The organism is Patulibacter minatonensis DSM 18081, from assembly GCF_000519325.1.
Classification (GTDB): domain Bacteria; phylum Actinomycetota; class Thermoleophilia; order Solirubrobacterales; family Solirubrobacteraceae; genus Patulibacter; species Patulibacter minatonensis.
The window spans coordinates 4,683,482-4,708,842 of record NZ_KI912613.1 but is presented as its reverse complement, the minus strand read 5'-3'; the positions used below and the strand labels follow the sequence as shown (position 1 = coordinate 4,708,842).

Here is a 25,361-nt window from a genome sequence, read left to right as displayed (position 1 = left end):
GCCCGCTACTCGTCGTACTGCTTGAGGTCCAGCTCCGGCCGGTTCATCAGCTTGATCAGGCTGGAGCTGTAGGACGGGTCGGTCGCGTAGCCGGCCTTGTGGATCGCCTTGGCGAACTGCTCCGGGTCGTCCGTGTACTTGAACGCCGGGGCATAGCGGCTGTTCTGCACGAGGAACAGGCCGTGGTCGACGAACGATCCGCGCATGTCGGTGTACATCCGGAACGAGGCGATCTGGCGGACCGTGCGGCCGCCCTCGGACTCGTTCGTCTGCTTGTGGACGCAGCCGACCGCGTTCTGGCCCCACGAGAACGTGCCGGGGGACCCGGCGACGGCCTGCGCCTTGATGCCGAAGTAGTTGTTCGCGCCGGCCGCGAGCGTGCCGGACGCGGACTCGAGGATCCCCTGCGCGAGGGTGACGGCGGCGGGGACCTTCGTGGCGGCCTTCGACTGCTTCGCGAACGGCGCCGCGAGCTGCGTGAACGCGACGGGGTCCGGGTCGCCGTTCGGCTTCGTCGGCACCTGCACGAGGTCGACGGACGCGACCGAGCTGCAGCGCCCCTGGCCGGGGTTCCCGCTGACCGGCTTGGGGTCCGGGAAGCCGCAGTAGGGCGCGACGAGCGAGTTCTTGCTCGACGTGTTCATGTACACGTCCGGGACGTAGCCCATCCGCCCGTTGGAGAGCTTGACCCGGTTCCAGACCTTCGACGTGCCGTAGCGGCCGCTCGTGACGGCCTCGGTCGAGTTGACCTGGCAGCGGACGCGGGTGACCTCGCCGTTCCTCATCGTCCCGGCGCGCTTCGACGAGTTCGGCGACGTCCGTGCGGTGACCTTCGACGAGGACGCGAGCACGATCGTGGCGCGCGACGTGGGCCGGGTGGAGGCCGCGCGCGTGGCGGCCGCGGGCGACGCCGCCGCGGACGTGCCCGGCGGGTTCGCGGGGGTCGGCGTCGCCTCGGAGCTCAGGCCGCCGGACGCGGCGTGCGCCGCGGCGGGGGCCACGACCGCCGCGAGCAGGGCGGCCGACGCGAGGGCGGGTGCGGTGCGGCGTGGGGGCATCAGTGGTCACAACCGACCGGGGCCCGCAGGGTTGCGGTGCCCGGACGGTGATCGGGTCGGGGTCGCGGCGACGGGTCCGCCGCCGGGCACTACGGGAGGGCGGCCGCGGCGTCCTCGGTGCCGTGCTGCCAGTCCCGGTGCAGCGTGGCGTACGCGCCGCCCTGCTGCAGCAATTCTTCGTGCGACCCCGACTCGACGACGCGCCCCCGGTCGACGACGACGATCAGGTCCGCGGTGCGGATCGTCGACAGGCGGTGGGCGATCACGATCGCGGTGCGCCCCTCCAGGAGGGTGGCCAGCGCCTCCTCGATGCGGCGCTCCGTGCGGAGATCGACGTTCGCGGTCGCCTCGTCGAGCACGAGGATCGCCGGACCGCCGATCCCGCGGTGCAGCGTCCGCTGGGCCTCGTCGTCGCCGCCCGCCCGGTCGGCGGGCGTCCCCGCGATCAGGGCGCGGGCGAACGCGACGAGCTGCCGCTGGCCCGCCGACAGCGACGTACCGCGCTCGCCGACGGTCGTGTCGAGCCCGCGGGGGAGCGCGTCCAGGATCTCGCGTGCGCCGATGCGGTCGACGGCGTCCTCGACCTCCTCGCGCGTCGCGCCGATCCGGCCGAAGGCGATGTTCTCGGCGACGGTGCCGGAGAACAGGTAGCCCTCCTGCGGCACGATCCCCATCCGGGAGCGCAGGTCGTTCTGCCGGAGGTCCCGCAGGTCGACGCCGTCGAGCAGGACGCGGCCCTCGGTCGGGTCGGCGAACCGCGTGGCGAGCTTCGCGATCGTCGACTTGCCGGCGCCCGTCGCGCCGACGAGCGCGACCGTCGCCCCGGCGGGGATCACGAGGTCGACGTCGTCGAGCACCGTCGTGGCGGTGACACCGGCCTTCGTCGCGCCGTAGGAGAACGTCACGTGGTCGAAGCGGAGCTCGCCGCGCAGGGGGCTCGGGACCGCGACCGGGTGCTCGGGGTCGGTCAGCGTCGACTCCTGCTCCAGCAGGTCGCCGATCTTGTCGAGGGCCGCCATGCCCGACTGGAACGTGGTGTAGACGTTCGAGAGGTCCGTGATCGGGCCGAAGAAGTTGTCCAGCGCCGTGACGAAGCCGACGAGCACGCCGATCGTCACCGCGCCGGCGATGGCCTCGTGGCCGCCGACGAGCAGCACGATCACGATCGCCGCGGTCGACAGGTACTCGACCGCCGGGAAGTACGCGGCGTTCAGGTAGACCGTCTTCATGTTCGCGGCGCGGTTGTCGTCGCCGAGCTCGGTGAAGCGGTCGAGGTGGGCGCGCTCGCGGCCGTAGGAGCGGATCACGCGGACGCCCGACAGCGTCTCCTGCAGATGGGCGGTGATCGCGCCGATCGTCTCGCGGGTCCGGGCGAACGCGTCGACCGACGCCAGGCGGAACGCGAGCGACCCGATCAGGAGCACCGGGATCGTCGTGAACGTGATCAGCGCGAGCTTCACGTCCAACGTCAGCAGGATCACGATGGAGCCCGCGAGCAGGAGCAGCGACTGCACGAGCGTGACGAGGCTCGACGAGATCATCTGCTGCAGCGCGTCGACGTCGTTCGTCATCCGCGAGACGAGGACGCCGGCGCGCTGGCGCTCGTGGTAGGCGACGGGCATCGTCAGCAGGTGCCGGAAGATCCGCTCGCGCAGGTCGGACAACAGGCGCGCGCCGAGCCAGCCCACGAGGCGGGCGAGCGCCATGCTCGCCACCAGGCCGATCAGCGAGATCACGACGAACGCCACCACCAGCGTGGTCAGCGCGTCCAGGTCGCCGTCGGCGAGGCCGTCGTCGACGGCGCGCTGGACGAGCGGCGCCGGTGCGAGCATCGCCCCGGTCGACAGCAGCAGCGCGATGCCGAGCAGCACGAGCCGCCCGCGGTAGGGCCGCAGCATGCCGAAGAGGTTGCGGATCCTGCGGCCCCGGCCGCGCGTCGCCGCGCGGCGACGCCGGACGTCCGCGAGGAACGTGCCGCGGCCGCGGGGGGCGTCCGGGGTGCTCATGCCTCCTGCACCTCCGTCGGGCGATCCTCGCGGCTCAGGAAGACCTGGTCCGCCATCCCGTAGGTGACGATCTCGCGGTAGAGCTCGGAGCGCTCGACGAGGTCCTGGTGCGTCCCGACGTCGGCGACGCGCCCCTGGTGCAGGACGACGACGCGGTCGGCGAGCAGGACGGTGGAGAGCCGGTGGGCGATCACCAGCGTCGTGCGGCCGCGCATGACCTCGCGCAGCCCGGCGGTGATCTCCTGCTCGGTGGAGGCGTCGACGTTCGACGTGGCGTCGTCGAGGACGAGGATCCGCGGGCCCTGTCCGGCGTCGCCGGGCCGCTCGGCGGTCCCGGGGGCAGGACCGGCCAGGAGCGCGCGGGCGATCGCCAGCCGCTGGCGCTGGCCGCCGGAGAGCGTCAGTCCGCGCTCGCCGACGACCGTGTCGTAGCCGTCCGGCAGCTCCGTGACGAACTCGTGCGCGCGGGCGCGGCGTGCGGCGCCCTCGATCTCCGCCCGGGTCGCGCCGGGGGCCGCGTAGGCGATGTTCTCCGCCACCGTCGCGGTGAAGAGGAACGGGTCGTCGTCGATGATCGCGATCTCGTGGCGCAGCGCCGTCGGGTCGAGGTCGCGGACGTCGACCCCGTCGATCAGGACGCGCCCCCGCTCGGGGTCGTAGAGGCGGGGGAGGAGCTGCACGAGCGCGGTCTTGCCCGAGCCGGTCTGGCCCACGATCGCGACCCGCTCGCCAGCGAGGACGGACACCGAGACGTCGCTGAGGGCGGGGGTGTCCTGGTCCGGGTAGCGCAGCGTCACGTCGTCGAACTCGACCGCGCCGATCGCCGCGCCCTCGGTCGCGAGGGGGAGCGTCCGCAGGGCGGCGCCCTCGGGCGCCACGATGTCCGGGGCGCGGTCGAGCACCTGGAACAGCCGGGCGCCGGACGCCGTCGCGCGCTGGCCGAGGCCGAGCATCACGCCGAGCGACCGCAGCGGCTGGACGAGCATCATCACGTAGACGAAGAACGCGGTGAACTGCCCGAGGGAGATCGTGTCGTCGACGACCATCCGCCCACCGACGAGGAGCACGATCGCCAGGCTGATCTGCGGCAGGAACTGCACGACCGGCTGGAACGACGCGTCGATCCGGACGGCCCGGAGCTGCTTCTGGAAGGCGTGCTCGACGGCCTCGCCGAACGCCTCCTGCCGCCGGTCCTCCGCGGCGAACGCCTTGACGACCCGGATCCCGGAGATCGACTCCTCGGCGGACGCGGTGACCTCGGCCACCGCCTGCTGGGCGTCCTGCTGCGCCGGTCGGCCACGGACCCCGTAGGCGTGCCCGACGAAGACGATCAGCGGTGCCGGCACGAGGCACGCGAGGGCGAGCAGCGGTTGCTGGATCGTCATCGCGATCGCGGCGAGGACGACCGTCAGGAGCGACTGGACGACGAACACGAGCCCGTAGCCGAGGAAGAAGCGCACGGCGCTCAGGTCGACGGTCGCGCGCGACATCAGCTGCCCGGTCTGCCACCGGTCGAAGAACCCGAGGTCGAGCGCCTGGAGGTGCCCGTACAGCCGGTCGCGGAGGTCCTGCTCCACCCCGAGCGAGACCCGGCCCGCGACGAGGCGCCGCCCGATCGTGAGGACCATCCGCCCGATCCCGAGCAGCGCGAGCGCGACCGCGAACTCGGTCAGGCCGCCCTTGTCGCCGTCGCGGATGCGGTCGATCGCGTGGCCGATCAGCGCGGGGCTGAGGACGGTGACGCCCATCGCGAGGAGGGCGAGGACGAAGGAGACGGCCCAGAGCCGGCGGTACGGCCGCAGGAATCCGAGCAGGCGACGGAACGTACCCACGGAACCGATGGTACGGACGCCGGATCCGGGCCGGACGCCGCCGGGGGTTTCGGGCGCGGGACGGTGCACATGGGTCACCGTAGGAGTTCGAGCGCGCTCGAGGTCAAGGGCCCGCCGGGCGCCGCCGTCCGGGGCCGGTCCGGGCTCCACGGCCGATCGCTCCGGGGCGGGGCTCCCGGCAGGGGATACTGCGGCGGTGCCCCCGAGCTTCGGCCTCTGCGACGCGTGCGCGTTCCAGCGCGTCGTCGGCAACACCCGCGGATCGCGGTTCTCCCTGTGCGGCCGGGCCCGCGAGGACGACCGCTTCCCGAAGTACCCGCGGATGCCCGTGGTGCGCTGCGACGGCTTCGAGCCCCGGAGGGACGACGATGCGACCTGAACCACCACCGCCGGCGAAGGTCGCCGCCGACGCCCGGACCAAGCGCCTGACGCTCCTGGCCTGCGTCCTCGGCTCGACGATCGTGATGATCGACGGCAGCGTCGTCAACGTGGCCCTGCCGCAGATCCGCGACGACCTCGGGGGCGGGCTCGCCGGGCAGCAGTGGGTGACCAACGGGTACCTGCTGACGCTCGGGTCGCTGCTCCTCGTCGCCGGGTCGCTCGGCGACGTCCTCGGCGAGCGGCGCGTCTTCCTCCTCGGCGTCGCCGGCTTCGGCGTGACGTCCGTGCTGTGCGCGCTCGCCCCGTCGATCGAGGTGCTCGTGATCGGCCGGGCGCTGCAGGGGGCGTCCGGCGCGGCGCTGACGCCGGCGGCACTGGCGGTGATCGTGTCGGTGTTCGACGCCGACGAGCGCAACCGCGCGATCGGCACCTGGACCGCCTGGAGCGGCATCGGGGCCGCGATCGGACCGCTCCTGGGCGGCTGGCTCGTCGACGCGCTGTCGTGGCACTGGGTGTTCCTCATCAACGTCCCGCTGGTGCTCGGGACGCTGGTCCTGATCGCCCGGGTGATCCCGGCGGCGGCGTCCCGCGACCGGACCCGCCACGTGGACGTGCCCGGCGCGCTGCTCTGCGCGACCGGGCTCGGCGCGATCACGTTCGGCCTGATCCAGCAGCCGCTCGGCGGCTGGGGCGCGCCCGACGTCCTCGGGCCGCTGGTCGGCGGCGTCGTCCTGCTCGTCGTGTTCGTGGTCTACGAGGACCGCTCGCCGGACCCGATGCTGCCGCTCGGGCTGTTCACCCGGCGCAACTTCGTGGTCGGCAACGTCGAGACGTTCGTGATGTACGCGGGTCTCGCGCTCCTCACGTTCTACCTCGTGATCTTCCTGCAACAGGTCGCCGGCTGGGACGCGCTGAAGGCCGGCGCCGCGATGCTCCCGGTGACGATCGTGATGCTGCTCTTCGCCGGGCGCTTCGGGGCGCTGGCGGACCGCCACGGACCCCGGTTCTTCATGGGCGCCGGGCCCCTGATCGCCGGCGCCGGCCTGCTCCTCCTCCTGCGCCTGGACGCCGACGTCTCCTACCTGACCGACCTGCTCCCGGCGGTGGCGCTGTTCGCGCTCGGCCTCTCGATGACCGTCGCGCCGCTCACGGCTACGGTGCTCGCGGACGCCGAGGCCCGCAACGCCGGTGCCGCGTCGGGCGTGAACAACGCGATCGCCCGGGTCGCCGGTCTCGTCGCGATCGGCGGGGTGGGCGTGGCGGTCGCCGCCGGCTTCGGGTCCGGGGTCGACGATCGCCTCGAGGGGCGGGCCCTCGGGCCGGCGGCCGTCCGGGCGGCGGACGAGCTGCGCGACAGCCCGTTCTCGCGGCCCGACGTCCGTGGGTTGCAGCGCGGCGAGGCGGCGGTGCTGCAGGACGCGGCGAAGGACGCCGGCGTCTCGAGCTTCCGCCTCGGCATGGGGGTGTCCGGCGGGCTCCTGGTCGTCGGCGGGCTGGTCGGGGCCGCCGGGATCCGCAACCCCCGGCGGGTCGTCCTCGCCCGCGACTGCTCCGGAGGGCAGTGGGCCGGCCAGCCCGCCGATGCCGCCAACCTCGCGGCGGTCGACCCCGAGACGGTGTCCACCACCTGACGGTCGTCGGGTCCGTCCCGCTCCGGGCCGGCACCGGTCCCGGCCGCGGGCTATGTTCTCGTTGCGCGCGCAACGACATGTGTGCGGCGACGACGAACGGGAGCGGCAGCGATGACGGACGAGATGGCGGGCGACGGACGCGACGTGGGGGGATGGACGAAGGAGATCGGGACGACCGGCGACTTCCGCCGCCAGGACAGCGCGTTCCGCGACCGGGTCACCGCCGACGGCTCCTCCGGCTTCCCGGCCGCCGCCGGCCGGTACCACCTGTACGTGTCGCTCGCCTGTCCCTGGGCGTCCCGGGCGCTGCTCGTCCGGAGGCTGAAGGGCCTCGAGGACGCGATCGGCCTGACGGTCGTCGATCCCTACCGCGACGACCAGGGATGGGCGTTCCGCCCCGGCACCGTCTCGCGACCGGGGGAGTCCGACCCGCTCCACGGCTGGTCGTTCCTCTCCGAGGCCTACCTCGCGTCCGATCCCGCGTTCGACGGCCGCGTGACGGTCCCGGTGCTCTGGGACACGGTCACCGGGCGGATCGTCAACAACGAGTCGTCGGAGGTGATCCGGATGCTGAACGCGGAGTTCGACGCCTTCGCGACGAACCCGGACGTCGACCTCTACCCCGAGGACCTCCGCGCCGAGATCGACGCGCTGAACGACCGGATCTACCCCGAGATCAACAACGGGGTCTACCGGTCCGGCTTCGCGACGAGCCAGGACGCGTACGAGGACGCGGTGACCACGCTCTTCGACGCCCTGGAGTGGCTCGAGGCGCTGCTCGCGGAGCGGCGCTACCTGACCGGCGACCGCATCACGGAGGCCGACTGGCGGCTCTTCATGACGCTCGTGCGCTTCGACCCGGTCTACGTCGGGCACTTCAAGTGCAACGTCAAGCGGATCGTCGACCTGCCGAACCTCTGGGCCTACACGCGCGACCTCTACCAGCAGCCCGGGGTCGCCGACACCGTCGACCTCGAGCACATCAAGGTCCACTACTACACGACGCACCCGTCGATCAACCCGACCCGGGTGGTCCCGGTCGGGCCGCAGATCGACTGGGACGAGCCGCACGGACGCGGCTGACGCCGGCGCGCCGGCACCGTTCTAGAACGGTGTTACGGTCCCACGATGGCGACGACCACGACGGGATCCGGGGCGGCGCGGCCCGTGGGCCGGGTCGCCGGGTGCGGCCCGGGCGGCCGCGGGGACGCACCGTGACGCCGAAGCAGGCCCGCGGCCTGCGGACGGCGGAGCAGCTGCTCGACGCCGCCCTCGCCGTCCACGACCGCGAGGGCCGCCCCGGCTTCACCGTCCAGGCGGTGCGGGCCGAGTCGGGCGTGAGCCTCGGGAGCCTCTACCACCACTTCGGCAGCTTCGACGGGCTGTCCGCCGCGCTCTACCGCCGCTGCATGGGGGAGCTCCTCGACGCGCTCGTCGACGCGCTGCGGGGTGCCGACGGTGCCCGCGCGGGGATCGAGGCCCTGGTCCGGCGGTACCTCGAGTTCGCGGGGCGGCATCGCGCCGAGGCGCGGTTCGTCCACACCGCCGCGGACGCGACGTTCCTCCGGACGCACGCCGAGGACCTGGCCCGCGACAAGGCTCCCCGCGTGGAGGCGATGCTCGGCTGGCTCGCGCCGCACGTCGCGTCCGGGGCGATCGTCGACCTGCCCGCACCGGTGCTCGAGTTGCTGCTGATCGGGCCGCCGGCGGAGGCCGTCCGGCGGTGGCTGGGCGGCCAGCCGGGCGTGGACCCCGGCGACTCGGCGCGGGTCCTGCCCGCCCGGGTCTGGCGGTCGCTCGACGGGTCGGCCACCGACCCGGGGTGAGCGCCGCGGCGAGCCGCGGCGCTCGCGCGGTCAGACGGCCGCGAGCTCCAGCTCGTCGAGCCACTCGGCGGGGATCTCGCCGCGCTTGCGGGCCACGTACGCGTGGTAGTGCAGCGGCTCGCCGCTGACGGCCAGGCGGTGCTGGTACCGGTGGTCGACCTCGACCTCGAGCAGGCCCTCGGCGTGCATCCGGGTGATCAGGCGGCTGAAGCCCGAGTCGTCCGCGACGGTGAGGAAGTCGTCCTTGATGGTCATCGCGACCCAGCCGTCCTGTGCGACGTAGCCGAACGCCGTCGCGAAGGCCCGCGGCGGGATGTCGCCGAACCCGAGGGCGGCCACCGTGGTGAGGAGGTTCGCCCGGAAGTCGCGCAGGCCGGGCAGGTCGTGCGCGTCGGGCGCGGTCAGGTCGGCCACGACGTAGTCGTCGTAGACGCCCGGGCGGTCGCGCTCGGCGGCCATCTCGGCCTCGGGCAGGATGTCGACGCCGACGAGCGCGGAGGCGCCCATCTCCTGCAGCTCCTCGGCGACCATCCCGTTGCCGGCGCCGAGGTCGAGGACGCGGAGGTCCTTCGCCGACCGCCCGGCCGCCTGGAGGCGGGCCTCCAGCAGCGAGCGCACGACCTTCGGCGAGTCGCACTTCAGCTCGGTGTAGAAGAGGCGCTCGTACAGGCCGGGGATCGCGAAGAGCCGGTCGTAGTCGTGGAAGCGGACCCGCTCGGTGCCACCGGGGAGCTCGACCTCGCACCACTCCTGGTCCTGGTCCAGGTCGTCGGCGCGCGCCTCGGCCTGAGGCATGCGCACCACGAGGTCGGAGGCGTGGAGGTCGGACGTCGGTGTGCTCATGGGGCTCCTGGGGAAGGGATCCGTGCGGGACGGGGCGGTGCACCGTCCGGGGACGCCAGGCCACGGGACCCCCGAGGGGGTCGGGCCGACCCGTACGCGGCGGGGCCGCGGGCCTGGGCATCCGGAGGAAGGGTACCGAACGACATGCAGAAACGACAACGGAGTTGTGAATTCAGCAACATCTGCATCTCGGCGGTCTCCGCCCTGTTGCCCCCTGGGCATCCGGGCCAAACGCGCGGCGCCGAGATCTGTGCGTTCGGGCACGGATTCCGGTCCCCGGGCGGTCGGTCGTCGCCCGGGCCCTCGGCGCGCCGGAGCCCGGGGCCCGGGCTCAGGAACCGCGCTTCTGCAGCAGGCGCGAGAGCAGCAGCAGGCCGCCCGCGCCCCAGACGAGGAACACGAGGATCGCGAGCGGCACCCCGCCGAAGACGTCCTCGGGCAGCGCGCCGTCGACCATCAGTCGCATGCCCTGCCCGCTGGGGACCGCCTGGAAGATCGCGTCCGCCCACCCCGGCGGGTCGACGCCGACGACGAACCCCGGGACGATCACCGGCATCACGATGACCCAGCCCCAGGTGTTGAGCTTGTCGGCGCTGCGGAAGACGTAGGCCAGGCAGAGCCCGAACCCGACGATCGAGATCACCATCCCGAGCAGGCCCAGCACGAAGATCGCCGGCCGTTCTATCGGGACGCCGGTGAGCGCGAGCAGGATCGCGGACGCGACCGCGGAGTAGACGATGCCCACCAGGGCCTTGGCGGCGAGGACCTCGGGTCCGCGGGCGGCGAGCAGCAGCGCCTCGATCGTCCGCTTCTCGATCTCCTCGGCGAGCACGATCGGCGTCGCGAGGAGCCCGATGAAGCCGATCGTCATCACCACCGCGGCGAGCACGAAGTAGTTGCGCAGCCCGAGCTCGTCGACGACGGACGGCGACTGCGGCTCGACGTCGCGCACGGCGACCTGGACCGCGGGCGGCCGGTCGGCGAGCTTCCCGACGGTCGCCGGCAGGAGGTCGATCACCGCGCGGGCGGTCGGCGAGGCCTTCGGGCCCACGAGCGTCGTCAGCGGCGGTGCGCGGCCGGCCTTGGCGTCGGCGACGAGGCCCTCGGGCACCACGATCGCGACGTCCGCGTCGTCGTCGGCGACGGTCTCCCGCGCCTGCTCCTGGTCCGACTCGTAGGTGACCTTCAGGTCCAGCGAGCGGTCGACGTCGCGGGGCAGCGCGACGGACAGGCGCTTCGCGTCGGTGTTCGACGGGCTGCCGACGACCACGACGTCCGCCGTCGGGCGCGGCTCCTCGTCGGGGTAGATCAGGGAGTACATGACCCCCAGCGCGATCGGGACGATGATGATCGCCAGGATCCGGCCGTCGCGGATCGCGTCGAGCAGGTCCTTGCGGAGGATGGTCCAGACGCGGGAGAGGCTCATGCCGCGGCCTCCGTCCGGCCCGGGGCGTCCTCGTCGAGGCTCCGTCCCGCCAGCGCGACGAAGACGTCGGCCAGGGACGGCTCGTCGCTGTGGACGGTCAGGACCCGGCCGTCCCGGAGCCAGCCCGACAGCCGCTCGTCCTGCTCGGGGTCGTCGAGGACGACCGTGTGCTCCGAGCGGTCGTCGAGGACGACGCGGGCGCGACGTGACGCGCCGGCCTCGTCGCCGACCTTGAGCTTCAGCTCGCGCGGCGTGTCGAGCGCGACGATCGCGCCCTCGGAGAGGAACGCGACGCGGTGGCAGAGCTCGTCGGCCTCGACCATGTCGTGCGTCGTCAGGACGACGGTGGTGCCGGCGTCGCTGAGCTCCCGCACGATCGTCCGGAGGTTCCGCGCCGACATCGGGTCGAGGCCGCGGGTCGGCTCGTCGAGGAACAGCACCTGCGGGTCGTTGACGAGCCCCCGGGCGAGCACCAGTCGCTGCTTCATGCCCGTCGAGTACGTCTTGACCTTGCGCTTCGCGGCGCTCGCGATCCCGACCCGCTCGAGCAGCTCGTCGGTGCGGTCCGCCGGTGCGCCGTACAGGTCGGCGAAGAGCTTGAGGTTGTCGCGCCCGGACAGCCGCTCGTAGAGGTTCTGGTCCTCGAAGACGAGGTTCAGGAGCCCGCGCGCGGCCTCGCGCTCGTCGACGATGTCGTGGCCGCCCACCGCGGCCGTGCCCGAGGTCGGCGGTGTGCGTCCGGTCAGCATCCGGATCGTCGTCGTCTTGCCCGCGCCGTTGTGGCCGAGGAGGCCGAAGACCTCGCCCGGGTGGGCCTCGAAGGAGATCCCGCGGACGGCCTGCACCTCGCCGTAGTGCTTGACGAGGTCGGCGACGACGACGCCCGCGCCGGACGGCGCGCCCGGTGAGGGGATCTCGGCTGCAGGACGCGGGACCGTCATGCAGCGCGACGCTAGCAGCGGTCCGCGGCCCTGCGTGTCATCTCGGGGTGACGACGGCCCGGACGTGGGGAACGCCCGGACCGAGCGTTTGCACGCCACCGATCGAGGGCAGCGGGCGCGGCCCGCGGGAGGCCCCCGGTGTGGACCTGGGGCTGTCCCCACCCCGGGTCGGGGGACGCCGGCCGGCCGGTCTGCACCGGGCCCCAATCCCGACGGGTCGGCCCGGGAGCAGGGTGGGATCCATGGTCCACCGACGCTCCACCTCCCCCTCCGCACCCGTGCCACCGCCGCCGGATCCCGGCCCTCCGGCGGGCGCGCTGTCCCGGGTCGTCTCCGCGATCTCCCGGGCATCGACCCGCCGGCCGCGCCTCGTCGTGACCCTCTGGGTCCTGCTCGTCGTCGGCTGCACCGCCGCGGGCGTGCTGACCGGCACGAAGACGCTGACCGAGGCCGAGAACGGCGTCGGCGAGTCCGGCCGCGCGGCCGTCCGGCTCGACGACGCCGGGCTCCGCGCACCCGCCGTCGAGACGATCCTCGTCCGCTCCGCCTCCGCGGCGGCCACCGCGGACGCCGCGCGCGAGCTGCAGACCCGTGCCGCGCGCCTCGGCGACGTCGCGTCCGTCCAGGGCGTCGGTGCCCGCGGCGCCTCCACCGACGGCGGACGGTCCGTGCTCGTCCGCGCGACGCTGCGCGGCGATCCCGAGGACGCCGCCGACCACGTCGGGCCGTTGACCGACGCGGTCGCCGCCGTCGCGCGCGAGCACGCCGGCACGCGACTCCTGCAGTCCGGTGCCGGCACGCTCCAGCACGAGTTCGACGACGTCGTCGCCTCCGACATGCAGAAGGCCGAGGTCTACTCGATCCCGATCACCCTGGCCGTCCTCGTGGTCGCGTTCGGCGCGCTGGTCGCCGCGTCGGTCCCGCTGCTGCTCGGGGTGACCGCCGTCGCGGGGGCCATGGGCGCTCTCGGCGTGGTCTCGCAGCTCGCCCCCAGCGGCGACACCACCGGGACGATGGTGGTGCTGATCGGTCTGGCCGTCGGTGTCGACTACTCCCTCTTCTACGTCCGGCGCGAACGCGAGGAACGCCGGCGCGGGCACCACGCCGACGCCGCGCTGCGGGCCGCGTCCGCGTCCGTCGGTCGGGCGATCGTCGTCTCCGGCATCACGGTGATGGTCGCGATGGCCGGGCTGCTCCTGACCGGCGTGGCGGCGTTCACGTCGATGGCGCTCGGCACGACGCTCGTCGTCCTGATCGCGCTGCTCGGGTCGCTGACGGTCCTCCCGGCGGTGCTGGCGCTCCTGGGCGACCGCGTCGACAAGGGCCGGATCCCGTTCGCCGGGCGGCTGCGGGCCCGGCGGGAGGCGCGCATCCGCGCCGGTCGCCCGGTGCGCCGCACGGTGTGGCAGGTCGTCGCCGGCACCGTCACGCGGCGGCCCGGGGTGTCCCTCGTCACCGCCGGCGCCGTCCTGCTGGCCCTCGCCGCTCCCGCGATCGACATGAAGACCGCCGATCCGGGGCTGGCCTCGCTGCCGAAGGACTCGCAGGTCGCCGCCGCGCAGCGCACGATCGACCGGGCGTTCCCGGGGGCGCCGGACGACGCGCAGCTCGTCGTCACCGGCCGCGGGCTCGACCGCCCCGACGCGCGGCGCGGGCTCGAGGCGCTCGGCGCCCGCGGCGAGCGGGTCACCGACGGGCGTGGGCCCGTGACGGTGCGGGTCTCCCGGGACGGTCGCACCGCGCTGGTCGCCGTCCCGATGCCGGACCGCGGGATCGACGCCGGGCGCGACACGGTCCGCGAGCTCCGGTCGCAGGTCGCTCCGACCGCGACGCGGATCGGGCCGGGGACCGAGGTCCTGGTGGCCGGCGACGCGGCGAGCTCGCTCGACTTCGACCACGTGATCACCTCGAAGCTGCCGCTCGTCATCGGGTTCGTCCTCGGCCTGGCGTTCGTGCTGCTCCTCGCGGCCTTCCGCTCCGTCCGGCTCGCCGCCACGGTGGTGCTCCTGAACCTGCTCTCCGTCGGCGCCGCCTACGGGGTGGTGACCGCGGTCTTCCAGAACACGTGGGCGGAGGACCTGCTCGGATTCACGTCGTCGGGGACCGTCGTCCCGTTCTTCCCGCTGCTGGCGTTCGTGATCCTGTTCGGGCTCTCGATGGACTACAGCGTCCTCGTGCTCGAGCGGATCCGCGAGGCCCGCGACGCCGGACGGTCGCCGCGGGACGCCGCGGCCGAGGGCGTGGCCGCGACCGCCGGCAGCGTCACCAGCGCCGCCGCGGTGATGGTCGCCGTGTTCGCGATCTTCGCGGTCCTGCGGCTCCTGGAGATGAAGCAGATGGGCGTCGGGCTGTCCGCCGCCGTGCTGATCGACGCGACGATCGTCCGCGCCGTGGCGCTGCCCGCCGCGGTCGCGCTCCTGGGCGAGCGCGGGTTCGGGCGCCGGCGCGGCGACCGCCTCCCGCGGCGGATCCGCCCCGTCGTCCCTGAGGCGTGGGACGATGGGCGCCGCGCACCGTCCGGCGCGCGCCCCCTGACCCCGATGTCCGCCGACGCCCCCACCACGACCCTGGACCGCCGTGTCCGCTGACACCGTCGACGTGCTGCGGCACGACGACGAGCGCGAGCCCGATCCGGCGTTCGGGCTCCAGGTCGCGTTCTCGGCGACGGTCGGCGCCGCCGTCACGGTCGTCTGGGTCGCGGCGGGCGGCGAGGACTTCTGGCCCCGCTGGGTGTGGTTCGGCCTGGCGGTCCTGCTCGTCCTGCACCTGCTCGTCCGCTGGGCCGTCCTGACGCCGCCGTGGCCCGGGAAGGCGCTGCGGATCGGCACCACGGTGCTCGTCGTGCTCTCGATCATCGACGTCGCGATCTGGATGCTGACCGGCGCCAACGACGCGTTCTGGCCGCTCTGGCCGATGATCGGCTACGGCGTGATCGCGGCGTCGGCGACCGCCGTCGTCCACCGTCACCGCCTGCCGGGCGCCCGGTCGCAGCAGCTGATCGAGCGCGTCGACGAGCTCACCCGCACCCGCAGCGGCGCCCTGGACGTCCAGGCGCAGCAGCTGCGGCAGATCGAGCGGAACCTCCACGACGGGGCCCAGGTCCGCCTCGTCGCGCTGACGATGCAGCTCGGGCGCGCCGAGGCGCGGCTGGAGGACGCGGGCGACGAGGCCACGCTCGCGCTCGTGCGGCGCGCCCGCGTCGAGGCGTCGGCCGCGATCGGCGAGCTGCGGGACCTGGCGCGGGGGATCGCTCCGCCGGTGCTGGCCGACCGCGGCCTCGCCGCGGCGGCGGAGTCGCTGGGCAAGCGCGCCGCCGTCCCCGTGGTGGTCGAGACCCGGCTGGGCGAGCGTCCCGCGCCGGTCGTCGAGGCCGCGGCGTACTTCGTCGTGTCGGAGGCCCTGGCGAACGCGAGCAAGCACGCGGCCTCGTCGGAGGTCCGGGTGTCGCTCGAGCAGGACCGTCGCCGACTCGTCGTGGTCGTCGCGGACGACGGCCCCGGCGGGGCCGATCCGCTCGGGTCGGGGCTGACGGGCCTGCGCCGCCGGGTCGAGGCGCTGGACGGTCGGTTCGCGGTCGCGAGCGAGCCCGGGGTCGGGACGAGCATCAGAGCGGAGCTGCCGTGCGTGTCGTGATCGTCGAGGACCACGCCCTGCTGCGGGAGGGCATCGTCGCGCTCCTGCGCGAGCACGACGTCGAGGTCGTCGCCCAGGCAGAGGACCCGGAGGGCCTGCTGCGCGTCGTGCGCGGCCACCGGCCGGACCTCGCGATCGTCGACGTGCGACTCCCGCCGACGTTCACCGACGAGGGCCTGCGGGCGGCGATCGCGGCTCGCGAGATCCACCCGCCGCTGGCGGTGCTCGTGCTGTCGCAGTACGTCGAGCCGGTCTACACCGCGGAGCTGTTGTCGTCGGGCGGCACCGGCGGGATCGGCTACATGCTCAAGGAGCGCGTCGGCGACGTTCGGGCGTTCATGGACGCCGTGCATCGCGTGCACGCCGGCGGGACGGCGCTGGACCGCGAGGTCGTCGCCGAGCTGGTCCGCGGGCGCGACGAGTCCGACGACTGCGGGCTCGACCGCCTGACGCCGCGGGAGCGCGAGGTCCTGGGGCTGATGGCCGAGGGCCGCACGAACGCCGCGATCGCCGAGACGCTGGTGGTGACGGGCGGCGCCGTCGAGAAGCACGTGACGAACATCTTCCAGAAGCTCGGGCTCCCGGTCTCGCAGGGCGACCACCGCCGCGTCCTGGCGGTGCTCGCGTACCTGCAGGCGTCGGGCTAACCCACCTGCTCCGTCGGCCGGATGAGGATCTCGTTGATCGCGACGTGGCGCGGGCGGGTGACGAGGTAGGAGATCGCGTCGGCGATGTCGTCGGCGCGCAGCATCTCGACCTCGGCGAAGCGGGTGGAGAAGCGCTCCTTCGCCGCGTCGCTCAGGTGGTCGCTGAGCTCGGTCGCCACGGCGCCGGGCTCGACGAGCGAGACGCGGACGTGGCGCTCGGTGACCTCCTGCCGGAGGCCCTCGGAGAACGCGCCGACGGCGTGCTTCGTCGCGTTGTAGACCGCCGAGCCGCTGCGGGCGACGCGCCCGGCGACGGACGACACGTTGACGAGGTCGGCGACGCCGCGGGGATCGCTCGCGCCGGCCTTCAGCAGGTGGGGGAGGGCGGCGTGCGCGACGTACATGAGCCCCTGCACGTTCAGGCTCAGCATCCGCTCCCACTCCCGGAGCGGCGCGCCCTCGATCGGCCCGAGCAGCATCACGCCGGCGTTGTTGATCACCGTGTCGAGACGCCCGAACTCCTCGGCGGCCCGCTCGACGGCGCCGACGGCCTGCTCGCGGTCGGTGACGTCGGCGACGATCACCTGCGCCCGCGCACCGGCGCCGCGGATCCGCTCGGCGAGCGCCTCGAGCCGGTCGCCGCGCCGGGCCACGAGCGCCACCGCGGCCCCCTCGACGGCGAGGCTCAGTGCCGTCGCCTCACCGATCCCCGAGCTCGCGCCCGTGACGAGGGCGGCCGTTCCGGTCAGGTGCTGTCCCATCGGCCCGACACTAGAGGTCGGGTCCGGCGGCGCCGGTCGGTCAGGCCGCGGCCTTCGCCGCCAGCTGCCCGCAGGCGGCGTCGATGTCGCGCCCGCGGATCAGGCGCGTCGTCGCGTTGAAGCCGTTGTCCTCGAGCTTCTGACGGAAGCGCTCGATCTGCTCGCGCTCGGAGCCGTCGTACACGGAGTCGGTCGGGTTGTACGGGATCAGGTTGATCTTGTACTTCCACGGCTCGAGCAGATCGGCCAGGAGCTGCGCCTGCTCGACCGAGTCGTTGACCCCGCCGAGCATGATGTACTCGACGAAGATCATCTTCCGGCGCTTCTCGTAGAAGCGGTCGCAGGCGGCCTTGACGTCGGCCAGGGAGTAGCGCTCGTTGACGGGCATGATGTCCGTCCGCAGCTGCGGGTCGGCGGAGTGCAGGGACCAGGCGAGCCGGACGGGCACGTCGCTCTCGGTGAGCTGGTCGATGCCGGGGACCCAGCCGACGGTCGAGATGCCCGTGCGGCGGTTCGTGATCCCGAGGTCCGGCAGGCGCCGGCAGACCTCGAGGACGTTCGGCAGGTTCATCATCGGCTCGCCCATGCCCATGAAGACGCAGTGGTTCAGCTCGTCGATGCGGCGCAGGTGCAGCGCCTGGTCGAGGATCTCCCACGCCGTCAGGTTGCGCCCGAACTTCATCGCGCCGGTCGCGCAGAACGTGCACGTCAGCGGGCAGCCCGACTGCGACGACACGCAGATCGACCGGCGGCCGTCCTTGTAGCGCATGAGGACGGTCTCGATCGGCCGGCCGTCGTGCGTGTGCAGCAGCAGCTTGACGGTGCCGTCCGACGCGGTCGCGCGGCGGTCCTCCGTCAGCGTCGAGAACGGGACCCTCTCGGTCAGCTCGTCGCGGAGCGCCGCGGGCAGGTTCGACATCTCGTGGTAGCCGGCGGCGCCGCCGGCCGTCCACTTCCAGATCTGCTCGAAGCGGAACTTGGGCTGGCCGAGCTCCTCGAGGGTGCTGCGGAGGAGGTTCAGGTCCACGCACCCGATGATGGCAGGCGCCGAGGGGGGCGGCCGGGCGCGTCGGGCCCGCGGTCAGCCCGGAGAGCCGATGCGCAGCACGTTCCCGGCGGGATCGACGTGGGTCCAGCGCGTCCGTCCGCCCTCGTCCGACGACGTGGTCCGGCCGCCGGGGACCGCCGACCACCCGCGTGCGAGAGCCCCCGCGTCGTCGACGACCACGACGACGATCCCCCGGGCAGCGGGCGTCCCGGCCGGGTCCGGGACGACGCGCAGCGCCAGCCCGTCGCGGACCGCGACGCCGGACCCGTCGTCGTCCGGGTGCACGTCGAAGCCGAGGGCCCGGTAGTGCGCGAGCCAGGCGGGGACGTCGGGCGCGGTGAGGACGGGGAGGAGGGCGAGGAGCGTCGGCTCGGCCGGGGCGTCGTCCGCGCCGGCCCACTCCTCGCGGTCGTCCGTGGCGGCCCACCCGTCGTCGTCCTCCGCGGCGATCGACCGTCCGCCGTCCGTGCCCGACCCCGCGGCGTCGTCCTGGGAGACCGTCGCGCCCGGTCCGGTGCCGTCGGGGAACAGGACGTCGCCCGCGAGGTCGCCGAGGGCGACCGCCGACGCGGCGCGCAGCCGGAACTCGACCTTGCGCTGGGCGGAGAAGAAGACGAGCCGCACCGGGTCGCCGCCGTCCTCGTCCTCCGAGGCGACGAGGACCGGGGCGATCTCCTCGAGCCAGTCGTCGTCGCCGAACGCGTGCGGGTCCTCGACGAGCAGGTCGACGTCGAAGTCCGAGACCGCGTCGCCGGTGCCCTCCTCCGCCGAGCGCGAGCCCGTGAGCACCACGGCCCGGACGTCGGGGCGCCCCGACGCCCATCCGACGACGGCGCGCAGCAGGGGATCGGTCTCGGCGTCCATCGGCGGATCGTCGCACCGTCCGCGCGTGGGTACAGACCTCCCGTGACCCGCACCGCCCTGATCCTCGGCGACCAGGTCTCGCGGGAGAACCCGGCGCTCGAGGGCGCCGACCGCGCGGTGCTGATCACCTCCCGGGCGCTGCTGCGGCGGCCCGGCCTGCACCGCCAGCGCGCGCACCTCGTGCTCTCCGGCATGCGCCACCTCGCCGCCGACCTGCGCGAAGGCGGTCGGATCGAGGTCGAGGAGCGCACCGAGGACGGGCTCCTCGAGGGCCTCGACGCGATCGACGGCGACGTCGTCTGCGCCTATCCGAGCTCGGCGGCGATGCTCGAGGCGCTGCACGAACGGGGCGTCGAGCTGACGCCGCCGACCCAGTTCCTGACGAGCCCGGAGGCCTTCGCGCGCTGGGCGGAGGGCCGGAAGACCCTGCAGATGGAGCCCTTCTACCGGGAGCAGCGCCGCCGGCTGGAGGTCCTCGTCGACGACGCGGGGGAGCCTGTGGGCGGCACGTGGAACCTCGACCACGACAACCGCAGGCCGCCGCCGAAGGGCGGGCTCGACGCGCCCGATCCGTGGTCGCCGGAGGAGGACGACGTCGACGCCGGGGTTCGCCGCGACCTCGACCGCTCCGGGATCGACTTCTGGGGCGACGACGCGCCCCGGGCGTTCGCGGTGACGCCGGACGAGGCCTCGTCGGCGCTGCGGTCCTTCGTGCAGGGCCGGCTGAAGGAGTTCGGTCCGTGGCAGGACGCGATGGTCGACGGGGAGCGCACCCTCTTCCACTCGCTGCTGAGCGTCCCGATCAACCTCGGCGTGCTGCCGCCGCTGGACGCCGTCCGGGCCGCGGAGCGCGCGTACCTCCGCGACGACGCGCCGCTGCAGTCGGTCGAGGGCTTCGTGCGGCAGATCATCGGCTGGCGCGAGTACGTGTGGGGGATGTACTGGCTGCGCGCCGGGCAGTGGCCGCGCCGCAACGCGCTGCGCGCCCGGGAGCCGCTGCCGCGGGCGTACCGCGAGGCCGACTCCGGCTGGAGGTGCCTCGACGAGACCGTGCGGTCGGTGCGGGAGACCGGCTACGCGCACCACATAGAGCGCCTCATGGTGCTCGGCACGATCGGCCTCACCTCCGGCGTCCGGCCGTGGGACCTCGTCCGCTGGTTCTCGCGCGGCTTCGTCGACGGCGCCGAGTGGGTGATGGCGCCCAACGCGGCGGGCATGGCGCTCTACGCCGACGGCGGCGAGATGATGAGCAAGCCCTACGCGGCGGGCGGCAACTACGTCAACAAGATGTCGCAGCACTGCCCGTCGTGCCGCTTCGACCCGAAACGGCGGACCGGCGAGGACGCCTGCCCGCTGACCGCGCTCTACTGGGACTTTCTCGACCGCCACCGCGAGGACCTCGCCGGGAACCACCGGATCGCGATGCCGCTGCGGTCGCTCGCGAAGATCCCGGACGACGAGCTCGAGGAGATCCGCGTCCGGGCCCGCCGTGCGCGGAAGGAGCTGCGCGGGACCGCCGGGTGACGATCACGGGTGGGCACGGCTGGTCGCACCTGGCATGCTGCCCTGTCCATGGACGAGCGGGACCACCAGATCGGACTGCACGGGCTCGCCCTGCTGCGGTCCGGGGTGAAGGGCGACAGCCTCGGCGTCCACCGGCACCGCTCGGCGATCGCGGAGCTCATCGGCGACCCGCGGGAGGCCGCGTCGCGCCGCCTGCCGGTGGTCGGCGTCCAGGAGGGCTACGCCGCCTGGGCGACCTCCTACGACGAGCGCCGCAACCCGACGATCCGGGCGGAGGAGCCCGTCGTGCGGCGCCTCCTCGCGGACCGGCCCGCCGGGGTCGCCGTCGACGTCGGCACCGGCACCGGCCGCCACGCCACCTGGCTCGCGGAGCAGGGGCACGACGTGATCGGCGTCGACACCTCCCGCGCGATGCTGGAGGTCGCGCGGATGCGCGCCCCCGACCTCGAGTGGATCGAGGCGGACCTCCGCGCCCTGCCGCTCGACGACGCCTCCGCCGACGTCGTCGTCTGCGGCCTGACCCTGTCGCACCTGCCCAAGCTCGACGGCATCGCCGAGCTCGCCCGCATCCTGCGCCCCGGCGGCCGACTCGTGGTGTCCAACCCGCACCCGCTCGCGACCGAGGTCCTGCACGCCCGCGCGTGGACGACGACCGAGGACGGCATCCGCGTCCAGGTGCCCGAGTGGGCGCACGGGCTCGGCGCGTACGTCTCCCGCTTCGTCGCCTGCGGCCTCGTGCCGACCGCGCTCGAGGAACCGGCCCACGACGGCGAGGACCCGATGCTCGAAGGCATGCCCGCCGCGCTCGTGTGGGCCGCCGACCGACCCGAGGACCGCTGACATGCGCCTGCAGAAGTTCCTGGCCCACGCGGGCGTCGCCTCCCGCCGCGCGTCGGAGGAGATCATCTACTCCGGCCGCGTCACCGTCGACGGCCGGATCGTCGCGGACCCCGCGCGGGACGTCACCGCCGACGACGACGTCCGTGTGGACGGGCGCAGCGTCGCCCCGGCGGCCGACACCGTCGTCTTCGCGCTGAACAAGCCGGCGGGCGTCGTGTCGACCGCCAAGGACACCCATCGCCGCGAGACCGTCGTCGACCTCGTGCCGGCCGGGGGCCGCCGCCTCTACCCGGTCGGTCGCCTCGACGCCGAGACCACGGGCCTGATCCTCCTGACCGACGACGGCGACCTCGCCGACCTCCTGACGCACCCGCGCTACGAGGTCGAGAAGGTCTACATCGCCGAGGTCTCCGGCGGCCCGGTCGGCGGCGAGACCGTCGAGGCGCTGCGGTCCGGCGTCCAGCTCGACGACGGGCCGACCCTCCCCGCGGGCGTCGAGCTCCTGAACCCGCAGCTCCTGCGGATCACGCTCCGCGAGGGCCGCAAGCGCCAGGTCCGCCGGATGTGCGAGGCCGTCGACCACCCCGTGCTCTCGCTGCGCCGCGTGAAGCTCGGCCCGCTCGACGTCGGCCGGCTGAAGCCGGGGGAGTGGCGCGCGCTCGAGGCCACCGAGGTCGACGCGCTCCGCGCGGCGCCGCGCCGCGACCACGCCCGCTGACGAGGAGAAGGTCCGGGCCCCACCCCGAGCGTCCCGGGTCGGGATCGCACCGGGCGTCGGCGAGGCTCGGGGCACCCGGGCGGACGTGGGTGCGATCATCCGCCCGATGCGGCTGCACGCCCTCCGCGGGGCCATCTCCGTCGAGCACGACGACGCGGACGAGATCCTCTCCCGGACCACCGAGCTGATGCGTGAGCTGCTCGACCGCAACGCGCTCTCGCCCGACGACGTCGTCTCCTGCATCTTCACCGCCACGCCCGATCTGAAGGCCGCGTTCCCCGCGGCCGCCGCGCGCCAGATGGGCTTCGACCAGGTCCCCCTGATGTGCGCGGTCGAGATCGACGTCCCGGGCGCGCTGCCGAAGATCATCCGCGTGATGGCGCACTACCACGCCGCCGCCGAGGAGCACCGTGCCCAGCACGTGTACCTCGGGCGGGCGAAGGCGCTGCGCAGGGACCTCGACTCGGCGCAGTAGGGGAGGGGTGCGGGCCCCGCCCGGGCGTCAACGGCGCTCCGCGACCGCGTACGTCGTGCGGAGGCCGCGGGAGCCGATCCATGCGACGACCGTCCGACGGCCGTCCGGCGTGACCGCGACCGCGGGCTGTCTGTCCGTCCCGCGGGCGAGCCGCTCGGCGACGCCGAAGCGTCCCGTGACCCGGTCGCGGGTCGCCGCCCAGACCGCGCCGAACTCGCCGGGGACGTCCGGATTGCCGGCGAACGTCACCGCGGCGGTCCCGTCCGGGGCGGTTGCGAGCCGGAGCCCACCGACGCTCGCCCCGCGCGGGGAGAGCCGTCGGAGCGACCGGGACGAGTCCACGGTCCCGACCTCCGCGCTGGTCATGTCGGCCCGGTCGTGCTCGAGGGCGATGAGCGCCGGTCCCGGACCGGCGAACGCCAGCTCCCCGCGGAACGCCTCGTCCGTCTCGCGGCGGACAAGACGGCCCCGGAGATAGGGGCGACTCCGGGCGGGCGCGGCCCCAGGGGATCCGAGCGCGATCCAGAAGGTCTTCGGGGCGCTGTCGACGGGCGCGATCCCCGCCGCGGGGCCGAACCACGCCACGGCGGTGCGACCGGTCCGATCGACGGCCGCCGAGGCGAACTCGACGTCGGGACCGGCGTGCCCGATCCTCCGGACCGGCGAGAGCCGCCCGCTCCGCGAGATCGTCCGGGCGAACACGTCGGTGACCTCGTCGTCCCCGGCGCCTCGCTCTACGGTCCACGCCACCAGAACATCTCCCTTCGGGCCGATCGCGGTGCGGTGGTCGCCGATGTCGCCCGGCGGTGTCACGGAGCGGGCCGGGGCGAGACGCCCGAGGCCGGCGCCGGGGGTCCCGCGGGCCATCCAGACCCGCGTGTCCCCGCTCGACCGGTCCTCGACCTCCGCCGAGATCACGACCCGCCGGCCCGACGCCCGCAGCGCCGGCTGCGACCAGTCGCCGGTGATCCGCGTCTCGACGACGGACGCGCGGTCCCCCGTCGGGCCGACGACGCCGTAGCCCAGCGGCGGGCCGTCGCTGCCGTAGCCGGGATCGGCGATGGCGATCGTCCGGCCACCCCCGACCGGCGCGACGGTCGGGTCGCCGTCCCCGTAGCTGACCGACACCGGTCGCCCGGCCCGCTGCAGGCGGATGCGGCCGCGGAACGTCGCTTCGTCCGCCGACCGGGACAACACCGACGTGGTCCCCGACCCGTCGACGTCGTAGCGGCGCAGGAGGATCGATCCTGTCGGCCCGGTCGCGGCGGTCAGGAACCCGTCGTCGCCGTCCTCCACGGGCGGGCCGACCGTCCGGGGGGCCGACCACGCAGCGCCGACCGGGGGCACCGCGGCCCCGGAAGCGGCGAGCGCCGCGACGGTCGTGAGGAGCGCAATGGTCGCCCGTCGCCGGGAGGAGCCCGGCACGGCGCTCACGGGAGCAGCTCCGCGACCCGGGGCTGCGCGTGGTCACCGCGGAGCCACGCGGCGACGACGCGCCGCCCGTCGGGAGACACGGCGATCGTCGGGCCGGCGGTGATCGCCGTCCCGAGCCGGTGGGGCGCCGCGAACCGTCCGCCCGGGCCCCGCACCGACACGAAGGACGGCTGCGGTGCGAACAGGTCCGGGGCGTCGGCGCCGATCACGGGCGACCACGCGACCGCGGTTCGGCCGCCGGCGCCCGCCACGGCATCGATCGCCGCCGGGTGGCCGCGGGGGCTCAGCCGCTGGAGCCTCCCGGATCGCCGCAGCGGCCCGGCGCTGACCCGGCCGTGACCCTCGACCGCGAGCACCAACCCGCCGGAGTCGGCGAACGTCGCGGCGACCGCGTCGGCCGATCCGATCGGCCGGTCCGACGAGAGCGGGCGTCCGCCGTCACCGAAGCGCACGGGCACGAGCGCTCCCCGGCGCCTGGCCCGCGCGACCCACGGCCGCCGGCGGAGGTCGCCATCGATGCTGCCGACGGGGGTCGCGTCGGCGATCCAGGTCGCGGCGGACCTGCCTCGGCGATCGACGTCGACCGACCCGATCTCGATGGTCTCCGACCATGGACCGAGCGCCCGGATCGGACCGGTCCTCCCGTCGGCGGACATCGTGCGGCCGAACACGCGACGCGAGCGCCCGTCCTCGTCGCGGCGCTCGACGCTCCAGACGGCGGCGACGTCGCCGGATGCCCCCACGTCGATCGCGAAGTCGGCGATCCCCCCGGGGGCGGAGAGGCGCCGGACGACCAGGCGCCCGTCGGCGGGACCGGTCGCCACGACGACCCGCTCTGCCGAGGCGGTCGCGCCCTCCGGCGCGACGAGCGCGGCGATCGCGAGGTGCCCACCAGATGCGCGGACCACCGGCCTGCGGGGCTCGCCGTGGAGGTCGAGCGTGCGGACGCCGGCCGGCCGCAGCGCGGCGTCCGAGAGCCCGAAGCGGATCCGGGTGGCGGGCGACCGCGGATCGTCGGCCAGCGCGACGATCCGGTCGTCCCCGAGCGCGGCGAGCGCGTCGGGACCTTCGAGGGCGACCGGACGTCCCGCGGCGACGAGCGGCGAGGGCACCGGCGCGGAGACCCTGCCGGTCCGTGCGTCGAGGGCGAAGAGGCGGTCGGGCGTCGCCTCGTCGGACGCGGAGCGCCACGCCACGACGGCGCGACCGTCCCCGGTCACGACGGGGGAGAGCGCGATCGTGTCGACGTCACCCCCGGGGGCCGGGGAGAGCACCTGCGGACGGGTCCAGTCCCCCGCCGCCACGCCGGGTGCGCCGAGGAGCCCGGCGATGACCGCGAGGGCGGGGATCAGGGCCGCGCCCCGAGGACGCCGGACCGCTGGGCCGGGTGGCAACCACACGGCACGACCGTACCCGCCGCGCACCCCCGTGAGGGATCGAACCGGACGGGGATCGCCGCGACGACCCGTCCGC

General features: G+C 74.4%; 22 protein-coding genes. 11 read left to right on the top strand and 11 right to left on the bottom strand.

Translation table 11 applies throughout. The features are described from left to right. Positions 1-5 precede the first annotated feature (5 nt). The 3 genes from PATMI_RS35300 to PATMI_RS32435 all read right to left on the bottom strand — a co-directional run bounded on the left by PATMI_RS35300 (position 6) and on the right by PATMI_RS32435 (position 4,896). Positions 6-1,058: a glucosaminidase domain-containing protein gene (locus PATMI_RS35300; protein ID WP_051472154.1), complete on the bottom strand. Its 1,053-nt coding sequence runs from the start codon at positions 1,056-1,058 to the stop codon at positions 6-8. Between the two features lie 89 nt (positions 1,059-1,147). Continuing rightward, a complete protein-coding gene (locus PATMI_RS32440; protein WP_036726270.1) occupies positions 1,148-3,064 on the bottom strand; it encodes an ABC transporter ATP-binding protein in 1,917 nt (638 codons plus the stop codon). Then, complete coding sequence (locus PATMI_RS32435) at positions 3,061-4,896, bottom strand: ABC transporter ATP-binding protein (protein ID WP_245604247.1); 1,836 nt, start codon at positions 4,894-4,896, stop codon at positions 3,061-3,063. Before PATMI_RS32435 ends, PATMI_RS32440 begins: the two co-directional genes overlap by 4 nt. A 196-nt stretch (positions 4,897-5,092) precedes the next feature. On the opposite strand from PATMI_RS32435, the gene PATMI_RS0122205 reads away from it, so the two are divergent. The 4 genes from PATMI_RS0122205 to PATMI_RS0122185 all read left to right on the top strand — a co-directional run bounded on the left by PATMI_RS0122205 (position 5,093) and on the right by PATMI_RS0122185 (position 8,734). After that, positions 5,093-5,275 (top strand): hypothetical protein, encoded by a 183-nt coding sequence (locus PATMI_RS0122205; protein ID WP_026912495.1) that lies wholly within the window; start codon positions 5,093-5,095, stop codon positions 5,273-5,275. Then, positions 5,265-6,908, top strand: a complete 1,644-nt coding sequence (locus tag PATMI_RS32430) for an MFS transporter (protein ID WP_026912494.1) — start codon at positions 5,265-5,267, stop codon at positions 6,906-6,908. The genes PATMI_RS0122205 and PATMI_RS32430 overlap by 11 nt, the downstream gene beginning before the upstream one ends. Positions 6,909-7,019: 111 nt before the next feature. Beyond that, positions 7,020-7,991 (top strand): glutathione S-transferase family protein, encoded by a 972-nt coding sequence (locus tag PATMI_RS0122195; protein WP_084270163.1) that lies wholly within the window; start codon positions 7,020-7,022, stop codon positions 7,989-7,991. 131 nt (positions 7,992-8,122) lie between these two features. Then, positions 8,123-8,734: a TetR/AcrR family transcriptional regulator gene (locus PATMI_RS0122185; protein ID WP_026912492.1), complete on the top strand. Its 612-nt coding sequence runs from the start codon at positions 8,123-8,125 to the stop codon at positions 8,732-8,734. Positions 8,735-8,764: 30 nt separating this feature from the next. On the opposite strand, the gene PATMI_RS32425 is transcribed toward PATMI_RS0122185, so the two are convergent. From PATMI_RS32425 to PATMI_RS32420, 3 genes are all read right to left on the bottom strand, one after another. After that, on the bottom strand, positions 8,765-9,577 hold the full coding sequence (locus tag PATMI_RS32425; protein ID WP_051472153.1) for a class I SAM-dependent DNA methyltransferase: 813 nt from the start codon (positions 9,575-9,577) through the stop codon (positions 8,765-8,767). Positions 9,578-9,908: 331 nt separating this feature from the next. Next, the gene (locus PATMI_RS0122175) at positions 9,909-11,003 is read right to left on the bottom strand and encodes an ABC transporter permease (protein ID WP_026912491.1); all 1,095 of its coding nucleotides are present in this window, start codon (positions 11,001-11,003) and stop codon (positions 9,909-9,911) included. Then, positions 11,000-11,944, bottom strand: a complete 945-nt coding sequence (locus tag PATMI_RS32420; RefSeq protein WP_051472152.1) for an ABC transporter ATP-binding protein — start codon at positions 11,942-11,944, stop codon at positions 11,000-11,002. Before PATMI_RS32420 ends, PATMI_RS0122175 begins: the two co-directional genes overlap by 4 nt. A 374-nt stretch (positions 11,945-12,318) precedes the next feature. Here PATMI_RS32420 and PATMI_RS32415 point away from each other — a divergent pair, with 374 nt between their 5' ends. Genes PATMI_RS32415 through PATMI_RS0122155 form a run of 3 tightly spaced genes read left to right on the top strand, consistent with a single transcriptional unit; the run spans position 12,319 to position 16,224 of the window. Then, complete coding sequence (locus tag PATMI_RS32415; protein WP_245604246.1) at positions 12,319-14,532, top strand: MMPL family transporter; 2,214 nt, start codon at positions 12,319-12,321, stop codon at positions 14,530-14,532. After that, positions 14,522-15,577 carry a sensor histidine kinase gene (locus tag PATMI_RS32410; RefSeq protein WP_051472151.1) on the top strand — a complete coding sequence of 352 codons (1,056 nt, stop codon included), beginning with the start codon at positions 14,522-14,524 and terminating at the stop codon, positions 15,575-15,577. Before PATMI_RS32415 ends, PATMI_RS32410 begins: the two co-directional genes overlap by 11 nt. Then, positions 15,565-16,224 carry a response regulator transcription factor gene (locus PATMI_RS0122155; protein WP_026912490.1) on the top strand — a complete coding sequence of 220 codons (660 nt, stop codon included), beginning with the start codon at positions 15,565-15,567 and terminating at the stop codon, positions 16,222-16,224. The genes PATMI_RS32410 and PATMI_RS0122155 overlap by 13 nt, the downstream gene beginning before the upstream one ends. On the opposite strand, the gene PATMI_RS0122150 is transcribed toward PATMI_RS0122155, so the two are convergent. Genes PATMI_RS0122150 through PATMI_RS0122140 form a run of 3 tightly spaced genes read right to left on the bottom strand, consistent with a single transcriptional unit; the run spans position 16,221 to position 18,897 of the window. Further along, the gene (locus PATMI_RS0122150) at positions 16,221-16,985 is read right to left on the bottom strand and encodes an SDR family NAD(P)-dependent oxidoreductase (RefSeq protein ID WP_026912489.1); all 765 of its coding nucleotides are present in this window, start codon (positions 16,983-16,985) and stop codon (positions 16,221-16,223) included. The genes PATMI_RS0122155 and PATMI_RS0122150 overlap by 4 nt on opposite strands. Before the next feature lie 40 nt (positions 16,986-17,025). Beyond that, positions 17,026-18,012 (bottom strand): dual-specificity RNA methyltransferase RlmN, encoded by a 987-nt coding sequence (rlmN, locus tag PATMI_RS32405; protein WP_036726268.1) that lies wholly within the window; start codon positions 18,010-18,012, stop codon positions 17,026-17,028. Between the two features lie 54 nt (positions 18,013-18,066). After that, positions 18,067-18,897 (bottom strand): aminoglycoside 6-adenylyltransferase, encoded by an 831-nt coding sequence (locus tag PATMI_RS0122140; RefSeq protein WP_026912488.1) that lies wholly within the window; start codon positions 18,895-18,897, stop codon positions 18,067-18,069. A 42-nt stretch (positions 18,898-18,939) separates the two neighbouring features. Here PATMI_RS0122140 and PATMI_RS0122135 point away from each other — a divergent pair, with 42 nt between their 5' ends. From PATMI_RS0122135 to aroH, 4 genes are all read left to right on the top strand, one after another. Further along, positions 18,940-20,421, top strand: a complete 1,482-nt coding sequence (locus tag PATMI_RS0122135) for a cryptochrome/photolyase family protein (protein WP_026912487.1) — start codon at positions 18,940-18,942, stop codon at positions 20,419-20,421. A 48-nt stretch (positions 20,422-20,469) separates the two neighbouring features. After that, positions 20,470-21,261 (top strand): class I SAM-dependent methyltransferase, encoded by a 792-nt coding sequence (locus PATMI_RS32400; RefSeq protein ID WP_051472150.1) that lies wholly within the window; start codon positions 20,470-20,472, stop codon positions 21,259-21,261. A 1-nt stretch (position 21,262) separates the two neighbouring features. Next, a complete protein-coding gene (locus PATMI_RS0122125; protein WP_026912486.1) occupies positions 21,263-21,979 on the top strand; it encodes a pseudouridine synthase in 717 nt (238 codons plus the stop codon). Positions 21,980-22,085: 106 nt separating this feature from the next. Beyond that, positions 22,086-22,454, top strand: a complete 369-nt coding sequence (aroH, locus tag PATMI_RS0122120; RefSeq protein ID WP_026912485.1) for a chorismate mutase — start codon at positions 22,086-22,088, stop codon at positions 22,452-22,454. A gap of 27 nt (positions 22,455-22,481) precedes the next feature. Here the strand turns inward: aroH and PATMI_RS0122115 are convergent, their stop codons facing one another. Both PATMI_RS0122115 and PATMI_RS0122110 read right to left on the bottom strand, forming a co-directional pair. Further along, positions 22,482-23,888: a hypothetical protein gene (locus PATMI_RS0122115; protein WP_036726265.1), complete on the bottom strand. Its 1,407-nt coding sequence runs from the start codon at positions 23,886-23,888 to the stop codon at positions 22,482-22,484. Further along, positions 23,885-25,288, bottom strand: a complete 1,404-nt coding sequence (locus PATMI_RS0122110; RefSeq protein ID WP_026912483.1) for a hypothetical protein — start codon at positions 25,286-25,288, stop codon at positions 23,885-23,887. Before PATMI_RS0122110 ends, PATMI_RS0122115 begins: the two co-directional genes overlap by 4 nt. Positions 25,289-25,361 lie beyond the last annotated feature (73 nt).

What these genes read in the sequence shown, in the direction of transcription:
- PATMI_RS35300 (WP_051472154.1), bottom strand. Translation starts at nt 1,058, where the DNA reads ATGCCCCCACGCCGCACCGCACCCGCCCTCGCGTCGGCCGCCCTGCTC.
- PATMI_RS32440 (WP_036726270.1), bottom strand. Translation starts at nt 3,064, where the DNA reads ATGAGCACCCCGGACGCCCCCCGCGGCCGCGGCACGTTCCTCGCGGAC.
- PATMI_RS32430 (WP_026912494.1), top strand. Translation starts at nt 5,265, where the DNA reads ATGCGACCTGAACCACCACCGCCGGCGAAGGTCGCCGCCGACGCCCGG.
- PATMI_RS0122195 (WP_084270163.1), top strand. Translation starts at nt 7,020, where the DNA reads ATGACGGACGAGATGGCGGGCGACGGACGCGACGTGGGGGGATGGACG.
- PATMI_RS32425 (WP_051472153.1), bottom strand. Translation starts at nt 9,577, where the DNA reads ATGAGCACACCGACGTCCGACCTCCACGCCTCCGACCTCGTGGTGCGC.
- PATMI_RS0122175 (WP_026912491.1), bottom strand. Translation starts at nt 11,003, where the DNA reads ATGAGCCTCTCCCGCGTCTGGACCATCCTCCGCAAGGACCTGCTCGAC.
- PATMI_RS32420 (WP_051472152.1), bottom strand. Translation starts at nt 11,944, where the DNA reads ATGACGGTCCCGCGTCCTGCAGCCGAGATCCCCTCACCGGGCGCGCCG.
- PATMI_RS0122150 (WP_026912489.1), bottom strand. Translation starts at nt 16,985, where the DNA reads ATGGGACAGCACCTGACCGGAACGGCCGCCCTCGTCACGGGCGCGAGC.
- PATMI_RS0122140 (WP_026912488.1), bottom strand. Translation starts at nt 18,897, where the DNA reads ATGGACGCCGAGACCGATCCCCTGCTGCGCGCCGTCGTCGGATGGGCG.
- PATMI_RS32400 (WP_051472150.1), top strand. Translation starts at nt 20,470, where the DNA reads ATGGACGAGCGGGACCACCAGATCGGACTGCACGGGCTCGCCCTGCTG.
- PATMI_RS0122125 (WP_026912486.1), top strand. Translation starts at nt 21,263, where the DNA reads ATGCGCCTGCAGAAGTTCCTGGCCCACGCGGGCGTCGCCTCCCGCCGC.
- aroH (WP_026912485.1), top strand. Translation starts at nt 22,086, where the DNA reads ATGCGGCTGCACGCCCTCCGCGGGGCCATCTCCGTCGAGCACGACGAC.